22 protein-coding genes are annotated in these 17,018 nt (G+C 41.0%); 20 read left to right on the forward strand and 2 right to left on the reverse strand.

From position 1 onward, the window contains the following. The first annotated feature begins 70 nt into the window (after positions 1 to 70). Together ENLAB_RS13575 and ENLAB_RS13580 are read left to right on the forward strand one after the other, a co-directional pair. Positions 71 to 640, forward strand: a complete 570-nt coding sequence (locus tag ENLAB_RS13575; protein ID WP_244351588.1) for a DNA-3-methyladenine glycosylase I — start codon at positions 71 to 73, stop codon at positions 638 to 640. A 13-nt stretch (positions 641 to 653) separates the two neighbouring features. Then, on the forward strand, positions 654 to 1,187 hold the full coding sequence (locus ENLAB_RS13580; protein WP_244351591.1) for a dihydrofolate reductase family protein: 534 nt from the start codon (positions 654 to 656) through the stop codon (positions 1,185 to 1,187). An 82-nt stretch (positions 1,188 to 1,269) separates the two neighbouring features. Here the strand turns inward: ENLAB_RS13580 and ENLAB_RS13585 are convergent, their stop codons facing one another. Further along, positions 1,270 to 1,821 (reverse strand): NADPH-dependent FMN reductase, encoded by a 552-nt coding sequence (locus ENLAB_RS13585; RefSeq protein WP_244351594.1) that lies wholly within the window; start codon positions 1,819 to 1,821, stop codon positions 1,270 to 1,272. Between the two features lie 253 nt (positions 1,822 to 2,074). Here ENLAB_RS13585 and rpsP point away from each other — a divergent pair, with 253 nt between their 5' ends. The 16 genes from rpsP (at position 2,075) to ENLAB_RS13665 (ending at position 12,964) form a co-directional block, all read left to right on the forward strand. Next, a complete protein-coding gene (gene rpsP, locus ENLAB_RS13590) occupies positions 2,075 to 2,350 on the forward strand; it encodes a 30S ribosomal protein S16 (protein WP_005228917.1) in 276 nt (91 codons plus the stop codon). An 11-nt stretch (positions 2,351 to 2,361) separates the two neighbouring features. After that, positions 2,362 to 2,607: a KH domain-containing protein gene (locus ENLAB_RS13595; protein WP_005228918.1), complete on the forward strand. Its 246-nt coding sequence runs from the start codon at positions 2,362 to 2,364 to the stop codon at positions 2,605 to 2,607. Between the two features lie 112 nt (positions 2,608 to 2,719). Beyond that, complete coding sequence (locus tag ENLAB_RS13600) at positions 2,720 to 2,977, forward strand: hypothetical protein (protein WP_005228919.1); 258 nt, start codon at positions 2,720 to 2,722, stop codon at positions 2,975 to 2,977. 88 nt (positions 2,978 to 3,065) lie between these two features. Beyond that, the gene (locus tag ENLAB_RS13605; protein WP_244351598.1) at positions 3,066 to 3,890 is read left to right on the forward strand and encodes a hypothetical protein; all 825 of its coding nucleotides are present in this window, start codon (positions 3,066 to 3,068) and stop codon (positions 3,888 to 3,890) included. A 155-nt stretch (positions 3,891 to 4,045) separates the two neighbouring features. Continuing rightward, complete coding sequence (gene rimM / locus ENLAB_RS13610; RefSeq protein WP_244351600.1) at positions 4,046 to 4,570, forward strand: ribosome maturation factor RimM; 525 nt, start codon at positions 4,046 to 4,048, stop codon at positions 4,568 to 4,570. After that, complete coding sequence (trmD, locus tag ENLAB_RS13615) at positions 4,560 to 5,306, forward strand: tRNA (guanosine(37)-N1)-methyltransferase TrmD (RefSeq protein ID WP_244351602.1); 747 nt, start codon at positions 4,560 to 4,562, stop codon at positions 5,304 to 5,306. The genes rimM and trmD overlap by 11 nt, the downstream gene beginning before the upstream one ends. 166 nt (positions 5,307 to 5,472) lie before the next feature. Then, entirely contained in the window at positions 5,473 to 5,820 is a 348-nt protein-coding gene (gene rplS / locus ENLAB_RS13620) for a 50S ribosomal protein L19 (RefSeq protein ID WP_002357176.1), read from the forward strand. Positions 5,821 to 5,946: 126 nt separating this feature from the next. Beyond that, positions 5,947 to 6,717: an aminoglycoside phosphotransferase family protein gene (locus ENLAB_RS13625; protein ID WP_244351606.1), complete on the forward strand. Its 771-nt coding sequence runs from the start codon at positions 5,947 to 5,949 to the stop codon at positions 6,715 to 6,717. A gap of 345 nt (positions 6,718 to 7,062) precedes the next feature. Further along, on the forward strand, positions 7,063 to 8,076 hold the full coding sequence (gene adhP / locus ENLAB_RS13630) for an alcohol dehydrogenase AdhP (RefSeq protein ID WP_086293046.1): 1,014 nt from the start codon (positions 7,063 to 7,065) through the stop codon (positions 8,074 to 8,076). A gap of 101 nt (positions 8,077 to 8,177) precedes the next feature. After that, positions 8,178 to 8,897, forward strand: coding sequence for a response regulator transcription factor (locus tag ENLAB_RS13635; RefSeq protein WP_186366412.1), 720 nt, complete (start codon positions 8,178 to 8,180; stop codon positions 8,895 to 8,897). Positions 8,898 to 9,165: 268 nt separating this feature from the next. Continuing rightward, the gene (locus ENLAB_RS13640) at positions 9,166 to 9,570 is read left to right on the forward strand and encodes a VOC family protein (RefSeq protein ID WP_081118438.1); all 405 of its coding nucleotides are present in this window, start codon (positions 9,166 to 9,168) and stop codon (positions 9,568 to 9,570) included. Between the two features lie 192 nt (positions 9,571 to 9,762). Then, positions 9,763 to 10,188, forward strand: coding sequence for an Rrf2 family transcriptional regulator (locus ENLAB_RS13645; RefSeq protein WP_077454240.1), 426 nt, complete (start codon positions 9,763 to 9,765; stop codon positions 10,186 to 10,188). A gap of 134 nt (positions 10,189 to 10,322) precedes the next feature. Further along, positions 10,323 to 10,973 carry an NAD(P)H-binding protein gene (locus ENLAB_RS13650; RefSeq protein WP_244351609.1) on the forward strand — a complete coding sequence of 217 codons (651 nt, stop codon included), beginning with the start codon at positions 10,323 to 10,325 and terminating at the stop codon, positions 10,971 to 10,973. Positions 10,974 to 11,150: 177 nt separating this feature from the next. Then, on the forward strand, positions 11,151 to 11,612 hold the full coding sequence (locus tag ENLAB_RS13655; RefSeq protein ID WP_244351612.1) for a free L-methionine (R)-S-oxide reductase MsrC: 462 nt from the start codon (positions 11,151 to 11,153) through the stop codon (positions 11,610 to 11,612). Positions 11,613 to 11,792: 180 nt separating this feature from the next. Next, positions 11,793 to 12,020 carry a hypothetical protein gene (locus ENLAB_RS13660; protein ID WP_005237217.1) on the forward strand — a complete coding sequence of 76 codons (228 nt, stop codon included), beginning with the start codon at positions 11,793 to 11,795 and terminating at the stop codon, positions 12,018 to 12,020. Between the two features lie 170 nt (positions 12,021 to 12,190). Next, complete coding sequence (locus ENLAB_RS13665) at positions 12,191 to 12,964, forward strand: hypothetical protein (protein WP_244351615.1); 774 nt, start codon at positions 12,191 to 12,193, stop codon at positions 12,962 to 12,964. 74 nt (positions 12,965 to 13,038) lie between these two features. Here the strand turns inward: ENLAB_RS13665 and ENLAB_RS13670 are convergent, their stop codons facing one another. Further along, a complete protein-coding gene (locus ENLAB_RS13670; protein WP_077454236.1) occupies positions 13,039 to 13,374 on the reverse strand; it encodes an antibiotic biosynthesis monooxygenase family protein in 336 nt (111 codons plus the stop codon). A gap of 711 nt (positions 13,375 to 14,085) precedes the next feature. Between ENLAB_RS13670 and ENLAB_RS13675 the strand changes: the two genes are divergently transcribed. Both ENLAB_RS13675 and ENLAB_RS13680 read left to right on the forward strand, forming a co-directional pair. Then, entirely contained in the window at positions 14,086 to 15,747 is a 1,662-nt protein-coding gene (locus ENLAB_RS13675) for a peptide ABC transporter substrate-binding protein (RefSeq protein ID WP_244351618.1), read from the forward strand. A gap of 182 nt (positions 15,748 to 15,929) precedes the next feature. Next, positions 15,930 to 17,003: a dipeptide epimerase gene (locus ENLAB_RS13680; protein WP_244351621.1), complete on the forward strand. Its 1,074-nt coding sequence runs from the start codon at positions 15,930 to 15,932 to the stop codon at positions 17,001 to 17,003. Positions 17,004 to 17,018 lie beyond the last annotated feature (15 nt).

Here is a 17,018-nt window from a genome sequence, read left to right on the forward strand (position 1 = left end):
GTATACGTAGTACACTAGTGGAAGTAAAGTCTTTTATGATAAAATAAGCAAAAAGGAGCTGATGAGAACAATGAAGCGATGTGAGTGGGCCAACAGTACGCCAGCAATGCAAGAGTATCATGATTCGGTCTGGGGAAAACCTGAGTATGAGGATCAGCAGTTATTTCGAAAACTGGTGTTAGATATGAATCAAGCAGGATTGAGCTGGCAAACGATTTTAAATAAAATGGCAAATTTTGATGCGGCATATGATCAGTTTGAAATCACCAAAGTAGCGAACTATACGGAAGAAAAAGTGGAAGAGCTGATGATGAATCCAGGAATCATTCGCAATCGACGAAAGATTGAAGCAGCGATCATCAATGCCCAAGAAGTTTTGAAGATTCAAGAAGAATACGGCAGTTTCTCTGCATTCTTGTGGCGATATGTCAATCATGAGCCGATCATCAATGAATTTCAGCAGCAATCCGATGTACCGACCCATTCGGAAATATCCGATCAGCTAGCAAAAGACTTGAAAAAGCGAGGCTTTAAATTTGTCGGAACGACAACTATTTACGCCTTTATGGAAGCGGTTGGTATGGTCAACGATCACTTAGTCACTTGTGTTTGTCGAAGATCAGAAGCAATCGTAAAATAAAGGAGTGAGATTAATGGGAAAAGTGATATTTTATGGTGCAATCAGCTTAGATGGCTATTTAGCAGGGCTAGAGGATCAACTGGACTGGCTGTTTCAAACCGATACCGGTGTTGCAACGACCTATGAAGCATTTTTTGCGACTATCGACACGACCGTGATGGGAAGAAAAACCTATCAAGAAGCGAAAAAACTGATGGATGAGGGACCGTTGTATCCTGAAACGACAAATTATGTTTTTTCCCATACCCGAAAAGATCCGCTGCCGGATGCAACCCTAGTGGCATCGGATCCAGTTGCATTTGTTTCAGCATTGAAACAAGAGAAAAACGTATGGGTAGTGGGTGGGGGTTCCCTATTAAAACCCTTACTAGAAGCGGATCTGATTGATGAATGGTTTATTCAAATCGCGCCGGTGCTTTTAGGAGAGGGCAAGCCACTGTTTGAAGCGGGGGATTACGCGAGGCGCTTGACGTTTGTTGAAACAAAACAGATGGGGGAACTGACAGAACTTCATTATGTTCGAAAAGCTGAGCAAACAAGCGAGTAAAAAATACAAACTATTTTTCTACGCAAAAAAGACCAAGAAACTCAACGCTGAGTTCCTTGGTCTTTTGATACAGATTCATGGATTAGTTGAATCGTTGAAAGAGTTCAATATATTTTCCAATGATCGTTTCAAAGAAGCTTACTGTATCTGGATTGATTTCGTTGTTTTCATCAATCAAGTTGGTGATTCCACCGATATAGGCTTCTGGTTGTTGCAGAGTAGGCATATCCAAAAAGACTAATGATTGACGTAGGTGATGGTTTGCACCAAAGCCGGCGATTGCTCCTGGAGAAACGCTGACAACCAATGCTGGTTTACCACCCCAGCTGCTAGCACCATAAGGACGAGAACCGACATCTAAAGCATTTTTCAACGCTGCAGGAACAGAGCGATTGTATTCTGGTGTAAAGAAGAAGACACCATCAACGGCGCTTAATGCTTCACGAAATGCTGTCCATTCAGCAGGAACTTTTCCTTCAACTTCCAAATCTTCATTGTAAAATGGCAAGTTGCCGATCTCAATGAAAGATGCTTCAAAACCTTCTGGTAATAATGATGCGAATTTTTTCGCTACGAGTTTATTAAATGAACCTTCCCGTAAACTGCCGACGATAAAACCAATTTTTTTTGTCATGTAAAATTCCTCCTTGTTGTTTTCTACTCTTTTAGCTTACCAAAAGTAAGTGAATGGTGCAAATAAAACGATTTGACTTAAAAAGTTTCTCTATCACTAATGATACGCGTCCTGATCCATTCTGGCAAAAGATAACCATGCTCAGAAAATAAGAAAGAAGAAACTTTTTTTAGCTGTAAAGAAAAAACTCTTTACACCACCAGAAAAACCTGTTAAACTAGCTCTTGTGATTAAATCAATGGAGGTGTAAATAATGGCAGTAAAAATTCGTTTAAAACGCATGGGTTCTAAAAAGAAACCTTTTTACCGTATCGTCGTAGCAGATTCACGTTCTCCTCGTGACGGACGTTTCATCGAAACAGTTGGTACTTACAATCCTTTACTAGACCCAGCTGAAGTAACAATCAAAGAAGATCTAGTTCTTGATTGGTTATCTAAAGGTGCGCAACCTTCAGATACAGTTCGTAACATCCTTTCTAAAGAAGGCGTTATGAAAAAACACCACGAAGCAAAATTCACTAAGAAATAAGGTGACTTTGGATGAAAGATTTGCAAGAATTAGTCTTAACGATCGTTTCACCACTTGTTACCAAACCTGAGGATATCAAGCTTGAGCTGGTAGAGTCAGATGATTTCTTGGAATATAATCTTACTGTGGCACCAGAAGATATTGGTCGTATCATCGGTAAACAAGGGCGGGTTGCCAAAGCAATTCGAACGATCGTTTACAGTGTACGGACAAATGGACCAAAAAAAGTTCGTTTGAATATCATTGATGGTAAATAAGCAAGAATGAAAAGCATTTCTCTTTGAGGAATGCTTTTTTTGTAAAATTCATGCTTAAGATGGAGGACAAAAAAAGGTGGTTTTGAGATAATCAAAAGGAGGAGGTGCTTGTATGTCTCAACTAATCGCATGGATCGTCGTTCTTTTGATCCTCGTCTTTATTTATAAAATTGGTTCTTTTCTTTGGCGAACGCTAGGGATCTTGTTGTTGCTCTTTTTAATTTGGGTCTATCGTGAGGAGATCATGACGCAATTGAACCAATGGACACAAAACTTTCGTTGGGGCGACCTATCGACGATCGCCAATCAAGTTTGGCAATGGATCAAGGATGGCTTTCAATCACTGCAAAATTGGGTGACAAATCTTTAAAAAATCAACAAAAAAAATGACAGACAATCTGACTTGTTTGTCATTTTTTTTTATTGAGGGGTATCCTTTGTATAAGGAGGGGAACATCATGAAAAAAGAACTAGGATTACTCGTTACGCTGCTGACGATGGGCGCCTTAGCTGGCTGCAATAATCAACAGGAACCAGAAACAAGTCAAGCCAGTAGTGCCGAAACAACAGCGACGAGTATGGTGGAAAGTACCCAAACGCAAGCAAGTAGTCAATCAGAAACCAGTCAATCAAGTACGTCTTCTAGTCAGGCGGCTTCTAGGGATTCTTCAAACACGAATAGTACTGCAGATATCTACGCTCAAATACAAGCGGTATTCCCTGATCTTGTCTTGCCCAAGGACATTCCACTTGCTTCAGGTAAAGTGTTGAATGCAGCCACAGCTGGCAGCCAAGCCGATGCCTCAATTCTTTATTATGGACTTGATCAGCAGTTGCCTCTCAATGACAAGGCTTTGAACGAGGAAACACCGATTGCTGCTTTTCAATCAAAAGACTATCAATCAGCGGATGAAGCTGCTGCAGCGGTCAATGTAACAGCTGATGATGGCGGACAAGCCGTTGATCTCGGATATGGCATTACTGGGCATATACAAGGAGCTGCTGGCTCCAGTTATTTGAGCTGGCAAGAAGGAAATTGGTCATTGACTGTTCGAGCAGTCAATCAAGAGGAACAAGATCCAGTTCCGGTTGCCAAAGAAGTGGTAGCGTATCTGGAAGAAGCTATGCTCCCAGCGCCTGAGGCCGGTCAAATCACCATCGATATGGGAAAAAATGACCATACAGCAACTACCGTGGTCTGGCAACAAGAAAAGACCCTTCGAACGGTGCAACATCAAGATGCACGTTCGGCATTGAAAATGGCCGTTTCTATGAATCAATAAAGCCTATATTAGGACAATGCCCCTTTGATCAAGCGTCGAAGGGGCGTTTTTCGCGCGATGATTTTGAGGAAAACATGGGACGCTAGGAAACGGCTAGAATTCACTACTTTGCTATGCTAAAATAGAACAGAAGCTAGAAGAAATGGGGAACGAACGTGACAGAATATTTAAACGTAGGGAAAATCGTCAACACACATGGGATCCGTGGAGAAGTACGTGTGATATCACAAACGGATTTTCCAAAGGAACGCTACCGAAAAGGGGCCGAATTGACACTTTTTCGTGAAAATAAAGAGCCATTACCATTGATCGTTTCAGGTCATCGCAAACACAAAAATTTTGATTTGTTAACATTTGAGGGCTATCCCAACATCAACGACGTTGAACCGTTTCGTAACGGCATTTTAAAAGTTACCAAGAATGATTTGGTGGATCTAGCAGAAAATGAGTTTTACTACCATGAAATTATTGGTCTGGAAGTCGTCGAAGAAGATGGCACAATCATTGGTAAAGTAAAAGAGATCCTTTCACCAGGTGCCAATGACGTTTGGGTCGTTCAACGAAAAGGGAAGAAGGATGCCTTGATTCCTTATATCGAGTCGGTTGTCCACACGATCGATCTTGAAAATGGTCAGGTCACTGTGGAAATCCCAGAGGGGTTGTTAGACGATGAGAATTGATGTATTGACACTATTTCCGCGAATGTTCGAAGGTCCTCTAGGAGAATCGATCATCGGCAAAGCACGGGAAAAGGGACTGTTAGAAATCAACGTCTCTAATTTCCGTGACTATTCCGACAACAAACATCAAACAGTGGATGACTATCCTTATGGTGGCGGAGCAGGAATGTTATTAAAAGTCCAACCTGTCTATGACAATATCAAAGCGATTGAAGCAGCGGCACCAGAAACGAAAAAGCGGGTGATCCTATTAGACCCAGCGGGAAAACCCTTTGATCAAAAGATGGCGGAAGAATTCTCTACCGAAGAGCACCTTGTTTTTATTTGCGGTCACTATGAAGGCTATGATGAACGAATCCGTTCATTGGTCACTGATGAAGTGTCACTGGGGGATTACGTCTTGACTGGTGGCGAATTGGGGGCAATGGTCATGATCGATGCGACAGTCAGGCTATTACCAGAAGTTTTAGGCAATCAAACCTCCGCACAAACCGATTCTCATTCCACTGGTTTATTAGAACATCCGCAATATACACGCCCAGCAGAGTTTAACGGAATGAAAGTGCCGGAAGTTTTGATGAATGGCAATCATAAATTGATCGAGCAGTGGCAATTAAAAGAATCATTGCGCCGCACCTTTCAGCGCCGACCTGATATGCTAGAGAATTATCCGTTGACGGCAGAAATGCAGAAACTTTTAAAAGAAATTGAAGAAGAAGCGAAAGCTGGCAACTAAAATAGTGCCAGTTTTTTTGATATTCTGCGCCATGACAAGAAAATTCTCTTTACAGCCTATGGTCGTCTGTGGTAAGATGTTTCAGTGAGTGTGAACTCAACTATTACGATGTTCCGCTGGAGCTTTCATGCTTTAAGAATGTTTGGGAATAAGGAGAATGATAAACATGAATCCATTGATTCAAGAACTAACTCAAGAACAATTACGTACGGACATCCCAGCTTTCCGTCCTGGGGACACTGTTCGCGTTCACGCGAAAGTTGTCGAAGGAACTCGCGAACGTATCCAGTTATTTGAAGGTGTTGTCATCAAACGCCGCGGTGCTGGTATCAGCGAAACTTATACAGTTCGTAAAGTATCAAACGGTGTAGGTGTTGAACGTACCTTCCCATTGCACACACCACGTGTTGCACAAATCGAAGTTGTTCGTTACGGTAAAGTACGTCGTGCAAAATTGTACTACTTGCGTGCATTACACGGAAAAGCAGCTCGTATCAAAGAAATTCGTCGTTAATCATTTATTATCAGATGAAGCAAAAGCCCTTGATTTCAAGGGCTTTTTTCTTTTGACTAAGGGGAAAGAAACTTCTATTTGTTGTGATAAAATGAAGAAACGACTATACAAATAGGAGGGGTTTCATTGAATGAAAGAAGTAACAATCTTGGACGAGAAGAAATAATCATCGAAAAGGAGTTCGTCAGACGGCCAAAGGTTCCATGGTCGAAGGACGTTCAACGCTTTTTACGTTTTTTGCATGATCAGCAGATAAATTATGTGCCGAAACCATTAGGGTTTGATCAGGAAGAACATGAGTTAGTTTCTTTTGTTCCAGGGGAGGTATATGATCAGCCATTGCCGGATGAGCTTTATACTGATGAGGTTCTTTGTTTAGTAGCTGAACGATTAAGAGATTTTCATGATCGAAGTGTTGGTTTTCTGGAAAGGTTAACTGGTGAGGAACAGTGGATGTTGGATTACTCTGGCCCAATACAAGTGATGTGTCACAATGATTTTGCTCCGTATAATATGACGACCGTGGATGGGGAGCCATTTGGTCTTTTTGATTTTGACACAGTAAGGCCAGGAAGCAGGTTGTGGGATGTTTCTTATGCTGCTTATCGCTGGGTACCCTTGTACTTTGATGGGAAAAGTCGTCTGAGTGAAACACAATGTCATCGATTGGAAATTTTTGTGGATACTTATCGGCTGTCCAATAATGACAGGTTACAGATTGTCGATTGTTTGATCGACCGCCTTTCAGCGCTAGCTGCTTTTATGATCAGAGAAGGAGAAGAAGGGAATGGAAATTTTCAGAAAAACATTGACGAGGGACATCTCTTTAAATACCAACATGACATTCAGCGCCTGAAAGAAAATAAATCCCAAATCATCGACTTGATAAAAAAATAGAAGGATAGGGAATGATTTAAAAAAAGTTTACATGATAGTGGAAGTCTCTCTTGATATTTTTTATTATAGAATCGTTATTTATATCGGTGATTTCACTCATTTTTTCGTCTTCATCTTTTATCTAATTCGGTATTAAAGAAAAAAATTGAATTATTTCATTATTTTTTTCTAATAAATGATTACAGAAAAAAAGCAATATATTCCCCTTTTTCCGATGATTTCTATGGTAATCTTCTCGATAGAGAACTTTCTTTTATCTAGCTATTACTGACCTCTATGCGTTAGTTAATTACTTCACAAATAAAAGGAAGTTCTTTATTTAAACGAATTGAAAGAGGTGTCTTTGTGAAAGCAGCTGTAGTATCAAAAGATAAGGTTGTAAAAATCGAAGAAAAAGAATTGAGAGCGCTTCGTCCGAATGAAGCATTATTAGAAATGGAGTGTTGCGGTGTCTGCCACACTGACTTGCATGTAAAAGATGGCGACTTTGGCGATGCATCTGGAATCGTACTTGGTCACGAGGGAATCGGTAAAGTCGTTGCGATCGGTGATGATGTTACTTCTCTAGCAATTGGTGACCGTGCAAGTGTTGCTTGGTTGTATGAAAGCTGTGGATCATGTGAATACTGTGTGAACGGGAATGAGTCATTATGTCGTTCTGTTAGAAATGCCGGCTATTCTGTAGATGGTGGTATGGCTGAAGAGTGTATCGTTGTAGCTGACTATGCAGTGAAGGTGCCTGAGGACTTAGGTTCTGCTGAAGCCAGTAGCATTACTTGTGCAGGCGTAACGACATATAAAGCGGTGAAAGTTTCTGATATTAAACCAGGTCAATGGATCGCCATCTATGGTTTAGGCGGATTAGGAAACTTAGCCTTGCAATATGCAAAAAATGTCTTCAATGCAAAAGTGATTGGGATCGACATCAACGACAAGCAGTTGGACTTTGCAAAAGATCACGGCGCTGACCTTGTGATCAATCCCGCGAAAGAAGATGCAGCGAAAGTCATTCAAGAAGTAACCGGTGGCGCACATGCAGCTGTTGTAACTGCTGTTTCAAAAGCAGCCTTCAACTCTGCTGTCGATGCCGTTCGTGCGGGCGGTACGATTGTAGCAGTCGGTCTTCCACCAGAAAGCATGGACTTGAACATTCCTCGACTTGTATTGGACGGTATTAAAATCGTCGGTTCCCTTGTTGGAACACGGACTGATTTAGCAGAAGCTTTCCAATTCGCAGCTGAAGGAAAAGTCGTTCCTAAAGTTGTTATGCGTCAGTTAGAAGAGATCAATGATATTTTTGATGAAATGCTCTCTGGCCAAATCAAAGGGCGGATGGTCATAGATTTTCAAGAGAAATAAATGGAAAGAGAAATACCAACAGATAAATTTTAAACGAAGGAGAAAATTTCGTGTGTAATTTATTGATCATTGACAGCAATGAGCGGGGAGCAGTTAATGATATGATTCGTTTGATCGATCGTCATTTCCCAAATGTCATCTTACTTCCGACGGTTGATTCGAAAAAAGCGCTTCAGCGAACATGTCTTGAGCAAACGGTTGAAATTGCAGTGATCAATGCGGATGGCGAAGGAGACTGTTTTGAATTATACAAAGAATTGCTCTCTTTTTGCCCGAATGCAAAAGCAATTTTGTATTCTGCAGTAGAAAGCTTTGCTATCGCTCAAAAAGCGTTGCGTTACGGCTTGATCGATTATTTAGTGGAACCGATCACCAATGATTTTGTTTATGCATTGGACCGAGGGATTCAATCCATCAATCAGATTTCTTTGCTGCACGTCGAGAAAAACAATGAGGCTTCTCCTTCGCTTTCTTTAAGACATAAGATATTGCGCTATATTCATGAAAATTATAGAGAACATATTACATTAGACACTTTAGCAGATCACCTGCATTTAAGTCGGTATCACACCAGCCGTTTGATCAAGAATACCTTAGGGATGACCTTTTCATTGTACTTGATGATTTATCGTATTGAGGTTGCTAAAAAAGAACTTTCAACAAGTGATCGATCAATCAGTGAAATCTCTGTCAGAGCGGGATTCAATGATCCAAATTATTTTAGTAAGAAATTTAAAAAAGCAACTAGTTATACGCCCAAAGAGTATCGAAAAATTTATCGTGGGAAAGCTACCGTGATCGATTCAAGACTTGAGTTTTGAGTATTAAAAAAAGTAGAGCAGCTTGCGTTGAATTGATCAGCGAAAAAATGGCTTCTATGCGATGCGTATTTGGTTACTTTTTCATAGGTAAGAAAAGCAAAAAGGTCTTGCATACAAAGACCTTTTTTTACTTAAAAAAACATTTTTGGATGAGCTGATAGAAACCAAGAGCAAATGATAAGGTTTGATGTTTTTGTGAATCAACTGATAGGTGGTATAATGAGAGCGGATTCGTTAATGCAGCTTATCAAAGAAAAGAGGCAAGAAAATGGCGAACAAAATGGTGTTTATAAATTTGCCTGTCACTGATATCAAACGTGCAACCTCCTTTTATGAAGCGTTGGGATTTGTCAAAAATGAAGAGTTCTCAAACGAGACTAGCAGCGGGATGGTTTGGAGTGAATCGATTTGGGTGATGTTGTTAGAACATGAGTTTTATCAACAGTTTCTGAATGGCAGACGTATTGCGGATACGAAGAACACAAGTGGTGCATTGATTGCGTTTAGCTTCGATACTCCAGAAGAAGCGAAGAATTTTGCGAAGATTGCAGAAGAAAATGGCGGCCAATCGTTCCAAGTTGACATGGGTATTCCAGAAGACGTGATGGTCGGCTATGAAATCGTTGATCCCGACGGCAATCAGCTTGAATCAGCGTGGATGAATGGCTATTAGCAAAGTGATCGTTTAAATAAAAAGTAAAAAAGTGGTTCAGTATGCAGTTCCTTCAAGAAGTTAGGCTTTTGTGCTAACTTTTTGAGGGCTGTTTTTTCTTGACGGGATTCTTGAGTTTTGTAAGATTGATCAGTCCCCTTTGTCTAAATGCTAAAAAAGAGGTATGATACAAGAAAAAGGAGTGGAGACGAAGTGAAATATTCAACCAAATACAGCGACGCCATTCACATCCTCGCTTATATCCACCTCTTTAAAGGAACTGATTTATCAAGTGATCGGATCGCCCAGAGTGTTGAAACGAATCCTGCCTATGTTCGCCGGATTATGAGTGATTTACGGGTTGCTGGATTGATCGAAAGCCAAAGAGGAAAACCAAACCCTAAACTAACGAAGGAACCAAATGAGATTTCTTTGTTAGACATTTATGCGAGTGTTGAAAAAGATCACCATCTTTTACATGCGGACAAAAAGACCAATCCCAATTGCTTGATTGGGGGGAATATCCAAACGGTATTAGAGGAAACTTACGATGTGCTGCAAAAGAAAATCGAGCAGGAGATGAGTGCCATCTCGCTGCAATCAATCATTGAAGGCATTCGAGGAGAAGCCAAACAGTAGATTGAACGGACACAACACAGTAAAAAGAACTTTCACCTGCTAAGCAATTTCTTGACAGGAAAGAAAGTTTCTTTTATACTCTAGTTGTAACTTGATTAGTAACAACTTGTTTTGAAAAAACAAAAGTAGGAAGGATGATCATTATGAAAATCGGTATTATTGGCGCAACAGGGAATGCAGGTTCAGCAATTTATCAAGAAGCAGTACAGAGAGGACACGAAGTGACTGCTATCGTGAGAAATGAAGCGAAGGCCAAAGAACAACTTGGTGAGACGGTCAAAACACTTACAAAAGATGCTTTTTCGTTAACAGAAGGAGACCTCGACGGGTTTGACGTATTGGTCGATGCGTTTGCGACAAGTCCTGACCAAGCGTACTTGCATGTGGATTTGGCAGCAAAATTAGTGCACCTGTTTCGAGAAAAGAACACACGCTTGTTCTTCATTTTAGGAGCTGGCAGCCTGTTCAACGAAGCGGGCGAACGCAATCTTACCGAATTGAAAAAAGCCCCAGGAAGTGAAAGCTGGATTGCGATTCCAGAAAATCAGCTAGACGAATACCTCTTTTTAGAAACCGTCAAAAATGTCCCTTGGGTGGGGATTTCTCCTGGGAACGTCTTTCAAGAAGGACCAGCTAAACCAGCGATTTTAGGGAAAGATCACTTGCTATTCAATGACCAAAAGGAATCAGTAACATCCAGTGGTACGTTAGCCAAAGCAATCCTTGATGAAATCGAAACAGTGCGACATGAAAATACTCGTTTTACTGTGATTGATGCAGAGTAGTTCAGCAGATGATTGAGAAGGAGAACCCAATCGATCAAGATCGGTTGCTGACAAAGGTTAGTAAGTAGACTGATTCAGGCGACTTCTCTTTATTCACATTTTTTGTTTCCAGTACCCAGCAATTTAGACGAGACAAATCCTCTGTGTTTGCTTATAATCAAGGACAGAGGTGAGAAAATGAATAAAAAAATCGAAGCGTATGAATTGATGCTTCTGCAATTAAAAGGGTTGTTAGAAGCGGAGAGTAATTGGATCGCCAATCTAGCCAACTCTTCTGCTTTACTGAATGAAACATTGGAAGATACAGTATTTGCCGGCTACTACTTATTTGAAGAAGGCGAACTGATCTTAGGCCCATTCCAAGGAAGAGTATCTTGCACCAGAATCACTATGGGCAAAGGGGTTTGTGGGGAGTCAGCCGCAAAACAAACGACATTGATCGTCCCGAATGTCAAAGAACATGAGAACTATATTTCTTGTGACTCAGCAGCAATGTCTGAAATCGTAGTTCCCATGGTAGCTGGTAATCAGCTGCTTGGCGTGCTGGATATCGATAGTGGAAAAACAAATAGTTATGATGCGATCGATCAGAAATATCTGGAAGAATTTGCGGCGTTATTGGTAGCAAGTCGCCAATAAAACACTTGTTTTTAATATTAACCTAAAAACAACATAATGTTTTAAAACGAAGCGTTCATTGGATTATGAACGCTTTTTTTAGTTATTATTTACAAATTACGGGCATATTGCTTTATTTAATTAAAATTAGATGATAATATGATAATACAATTAGAAAAATGAATTTTTAAGGAGAGAATTATGGAAGCAGAAACAATTGTATTAGGTAAAGCATATGAATGTAAACCAGTTGGCTTACAAAGCCGTGTGATCGGTGAAGTGGTCAGAAAAATGGAAAGGTGTGTCGTATTAAATGTGATTCGCTATGATGGAATCGATCATGAAGATATCGAAGAACGTTGCGGACGAGTAGTTGCAAAATACAATGAGATCTATCAACCAGCACTAGTTGAGTGCTTTTTTAGCTGATCCATTGGTAATCACCCAATCAAAATAAAATGAAACCATGCACGTAAACCAATTCCCTTAAAAAAGGGGCTGTTTCTTGGAAGCAGCCTCTTTTTTTGATTCTTCGACACAGCTGCGTAGAAAAATACATGCTATAATGGGCGAGAAACTAGCAGAAAGCAGGGAGCAAAATGGAATTAGAAAAAACGGTCATTGATGACAAACAGATGCTTTTTGAATTGCCGCAGGAAGCAGGGCAACTGCAAATTGTTAAAGGAAAACTTATTGAAGCAAAAGACAATACCGTCCTCTTAGCCATAAAAAAAGGCCAATTACTATCAGTCGCAGACGAGAAAACATTTGATGACAAGCAAGAATATGACCGCTTAATAATCCTTACACCACCTTGGGAGATCATGGCGCCATACTTAGCAGCCTATTATCAAGAGAAATACCAACTGTCCGATGCTTCCAACGCACCTATCGTGATTCCACAGGAACTGCAACAAAAGGTCGCTGTTTGTGCGGAACCATTTGATTGCTTGATCGATTTTCTGGGTTATGTATCCACCAGCAAAAAGGAAACGAAAGAGGTGAAAAACGGGGGCAAGCCTCGTCATAAATGGTCAAAAGAATTACAAGATGAACCCTTTATGGTGGATTATCAAGGAAGTACAGCAACGGTCTATTGGCAGAAACGCAACGAGGTTCGAATTGAAAAAGGCGCTACCTTGCGTCAAGAGGTTCCATTGAACAAAGACGGCTCGGTGGGATTTTCAGCTCGATTAGCAGAAAAGATACGGCAAGAGAATCAATCAGCGATCAAAGAGGGACGAACGATTGAAGACGTCGTATTAAAAAGTGTCAATGAGGTAGGCATGTTTCTTTACTATGGGGGGACCAATGGCTGGCTTCAATTAAAAGATCAGCAAGGAAGAACCCTGAACGAGCGAACGGTGGAATAGAAAAGAGAGATACTGAACAAGAAAGCGATCCACCAAAGCGAACGGGATCAGCTTTGGTGGATCGCTCTTATAGTTTAACTAGGACTAGGTTCTTCATCGATCAAGACAAATTCTTGGCCGGTCTTGGACAAAACAAGGCTCGGTTTTGCAGTTCCTTCTTTTTCTGCTCGATACGCATCTCGGTGCTTTTGCAAATGTTCGGGACGTTTTAACCAAGCTTGAAAGGCTTTTTTCTCAGTCCATTTTGACACTAACTGGAAAACGAGGCTGTCTTTAGATTCTGAAAACCAAGCTTCAGCAGAGTGACACCCAGCAAATGTTTTCATTGAGGCGGTATCTTTTTTCATTTTAGCAAGAAAGATCTCTTTGCCTTCTGGAATGACTTCAAACGCAACGGTACGGATATACATGAAATTCCTCCTTTGACTGTGAGTGATTTCATTTAGTATAGCGCTAATTGAGAATCATTGTCAATTAGCTTTGGGAATTGGTACGTTTTTATCGATTTTTACTTTTTGATTAAATCTTTCAAAAGCCTTGAACAAATGAAAAAAGTACGTATAATTAATATACGTACTGAAGAGTCCGAAGAGTATTGGAGAAAATGGATACTTGGGGAAGTCTTTCTTTTCTCACGTGCAGTACTCTTCGTTTGTTTAGTGTACCACTCCCATTTTAAAATAGATACGTTTTTTTTACTTTCTGAGGAGATTTCTTTTATTCCTTGAGTTGAAAGGCAAAAAAGTGGGAAGGTTCTGAGAAAGCGCTATGAAGACGAAATTTGTGTCTTCTTTTTTTTGTGTGGAAGGTAAGGAAAATTTTGAAAGTTTTTTTATCCATTTTACCTGCGAAATGATGTATAAGAAAGTATCGAAAGTTCTGATCACTAGAAGATCAGAACTTTTTTGTATGCTTTCTTGGCACGACTCCTGTCAACGATAGTCAGCATAAAGTCGCACTTTTCTAATTTTTACATTCACAAGAGCGCTTCTGACACAACCGTGTAACCTCTTACATTTTTTGGTCGAGTTAAATTGACAGGCTGCATAAACATGCGGTAAACTCGGTACAACAAACAGAATTTTTTGAATTATCTGAATGTTAGAAGGGGATGAGTAGAAATGGGGAAACGTAGCAAGTATGCAGTATCGCTTGTGTTACTAGGCAGCTTCTTTTTAGCAGCTTGTCAAAATGGCGCGCAAGAAAACGAGACGGATTCATCAGCAGCTTCTTCTGCAGAGCAAGTGATCAATGTGCAATTTTCAGCAGAGATGGGCAGTGCCGATATTTCTTTAGCAACCGACTCTTATAGCTTTATTACTCTGAACAATGCTTATGAAGGCCTTTATCGCTTGGATGAGAACAATGTTCCTGTAATTGCTGGGGCAAGTAAAGACGCTGAAGTCAGTGAAGATGGCCTGACCTATACCATTTCACTGCGAGAAGAGGCAAAATGGTCCAATGGTGATCCAGTTACAGCGGCTGATTATGTTTTTAGCTGGCAGCGAACCGTTGATCCAGCTACAGCTTCCAATTATGCCTATATGCTAGCACCCGTTAAAAATGCATCTGCTATTTCAGATGGCACGCTAGATAAAAGCGAGTTAGGGATCGAAGCAGTCAATGATCATGAGTTGAAAATCACGTTAGAAAAACCAACACCTTACTTTTTATCTTTACTGGCGTTTCCAACCTTCTTCCCACAAAACGAACGTGTCGTGGAGGAATTTGGTGATCAATACGCCTTAACAAGTGAAAACGCGGCGTACAATGGACCATTCCTATTGACCAATTATGCTGGCCCAGGCACCGATATCCAGTGGTCATTGGAAAAAAATCCGGATTATTGGGATGCCGATTCAGTCAAACTTGAAACAGTTAATTTCGATGTCGTGAAAGACTCATCGACTGCTTATAACTTGTACGAAAGCGGGCAAGCCGATGACATTATTTTAAGCGGTGAATTGGCGATGCAGAATGTGAATCATCCTGATTACATTGTTCAGCCTAGTGCAACCACTCAGTATTTAGAAATGAATCAAGCACCAGAAGATTCGCCTTTTCGAAATGCAAATTTGCGGCAAGCCATTTCTTATATCATGAATCGGCAACAAATCGTTGAGAATATTTTAGGCAACGGCTCATTACCGGCTGTCGGTTTTGTTCCTTCTGACCTAGCTTTCAATCCAGAGACAAAAGCTGATTTTGTCGAGGATGCGGCAACCACGTTAGCCTTTGACGAAGAAAAAGCCCAAGAGTATTGGGAAAAGGCCAAGGCAGAACTGGGTATCGATACATTGTCTTTTGAACTGCTGACCTCAGATACCGACCAATCGAAAAAAATGGCGGAATACATTCAAGGAACCTTGCAGCAAACACTGGATGGATTGACTATCGAAGTCACAAATGTTCCTTTTTCTGTTCGTTTGGATCGTTCCAATAGCGGCGATTTTGAGATGGTCATGAACAATTGGATCGGGGACTATGCAGATCCAATCAACTTTTTGGAATTGTTCAAAAAAGACAGTTCCTACAATCGTGGGAAATGGCTAAATGATGACTACGACCAATTGATCGAACAAGCCTCCAATGAAAATGCCAACGACCCAGAAGCCCGTTGGGAAAATATGGTGGAAGCAGAAAAAATCTTAAATGAAGATTTGGGCGTTATACCGCTTTTCCAAAGTGCAGAAGCACATCTGCGGTCGCCTAAGATCAAAGGCCTCATCGTTCATAGTGTCGGTGCTGCCTATGATTATAAAAATGTGTTTGTCGAAGAATAAGTAAAAAAAACAATTCTTTCATACATCTACCGACTGACGTAGTCAAACAGTACTGCAGAAAAGAGGAACGCCAAGCGTTCAGCAACTAGAGCAAGGAATAAAGCCGTTCTTTATCTAGCAGTGAAGAGGAATGATTCATTCCAGCTAGATAAGAACGGCTTTTCCTTTTGGGAGGAACACGAATGAAAATCACAGCAGTTGAAACGAAGCTAATTCCGATCCAGCTGAATGCACCGTTTAAAACGGCGCTCAGAGAAGTGCACGCCGTCGAAGTGGTTCGAGTGCTGCTTTCTTTTGATAATGAGATCGTTGGCATCGGAGAAGCAGCACCTACCGAAGTGATCACCGGTGACACGAAAGAAAGTATTTTAAAAGATATCGAAACTGTTTTTTCCCCTTTCCTGTTAGGTAGAAAGGTAGATGCGCAATTGTCGGTAATGGATGAGCTTCATGCGTTGATCCAGCATCATACGAGCCCTAAAGCGGCGATCGATATCGCGTTGCATGATGCACTGGCAAAAGCGGCTAACTTACCGCTTTACCGTTATTTAGGAGGTTCTGTCAATACACTGACAACCGATTATACGATCAGTGTCGGCTCACAGGAGCAGATGCTACAGGATGCGCAAGCAAAAGTCCAAGCGGGATTTCGCTCCTTGAAAATCAAACTAGGGGCAGAAACGATCGAAGAGGAAGTTGCGAAAATTCGCCGCATCAATGAACGCTTGGCAGGAACGACCCCCTTTCGAATTGATGCCAATCAAGGCTGGACCAAAGAAGAAGCGGTGCAGATTTTAGACCAATGGCAAGACATTCCGATCGAGTTTGTTGAACAGCCAGTAAAAGCCCATGATTTTGCTGGACTCAGCTATGTGACTGCTCGTACGACGATTCCGATCATGGCCGATGAAAGTCTTTTTTCCTATGAGGATGCCAAACGTTTGATTGCTGAAAACTGCTGCAATTATTTGAACATTAAATTGATGAAAAGCGGCGGGATCAAAGAGGGACAAAAAATTTATCAATTGGCAAAAGAACATCAAGTGCCGGTGATGGTCGGTTCGATGATTGAAGGGTATGGTGGAATGGCTGCCGCCGCCCATTTTGCCTTAGGGATGAACGATGTCCAATTTTATGATCTGGATGTTCCTTTTATGTGGGAGACCCAAACGACTTCCCCTGAAACGCAAGGGATTCTTCAGCGTCCAGGAAGCTTGAGCGTCACCGAACGCATCGGACTAGGAATCAACGAATAAACAGTTATGAGAGGT

Origin of the sequence: Enterococcus innesii (assembly GCF_022846515.1) — a bacterium.
GTDB lineage: Bacteria > Bacillota > Bacilli > Lactobacillales > Enterococcaceae > Enterococcus_D > Enterococcus_D innesii.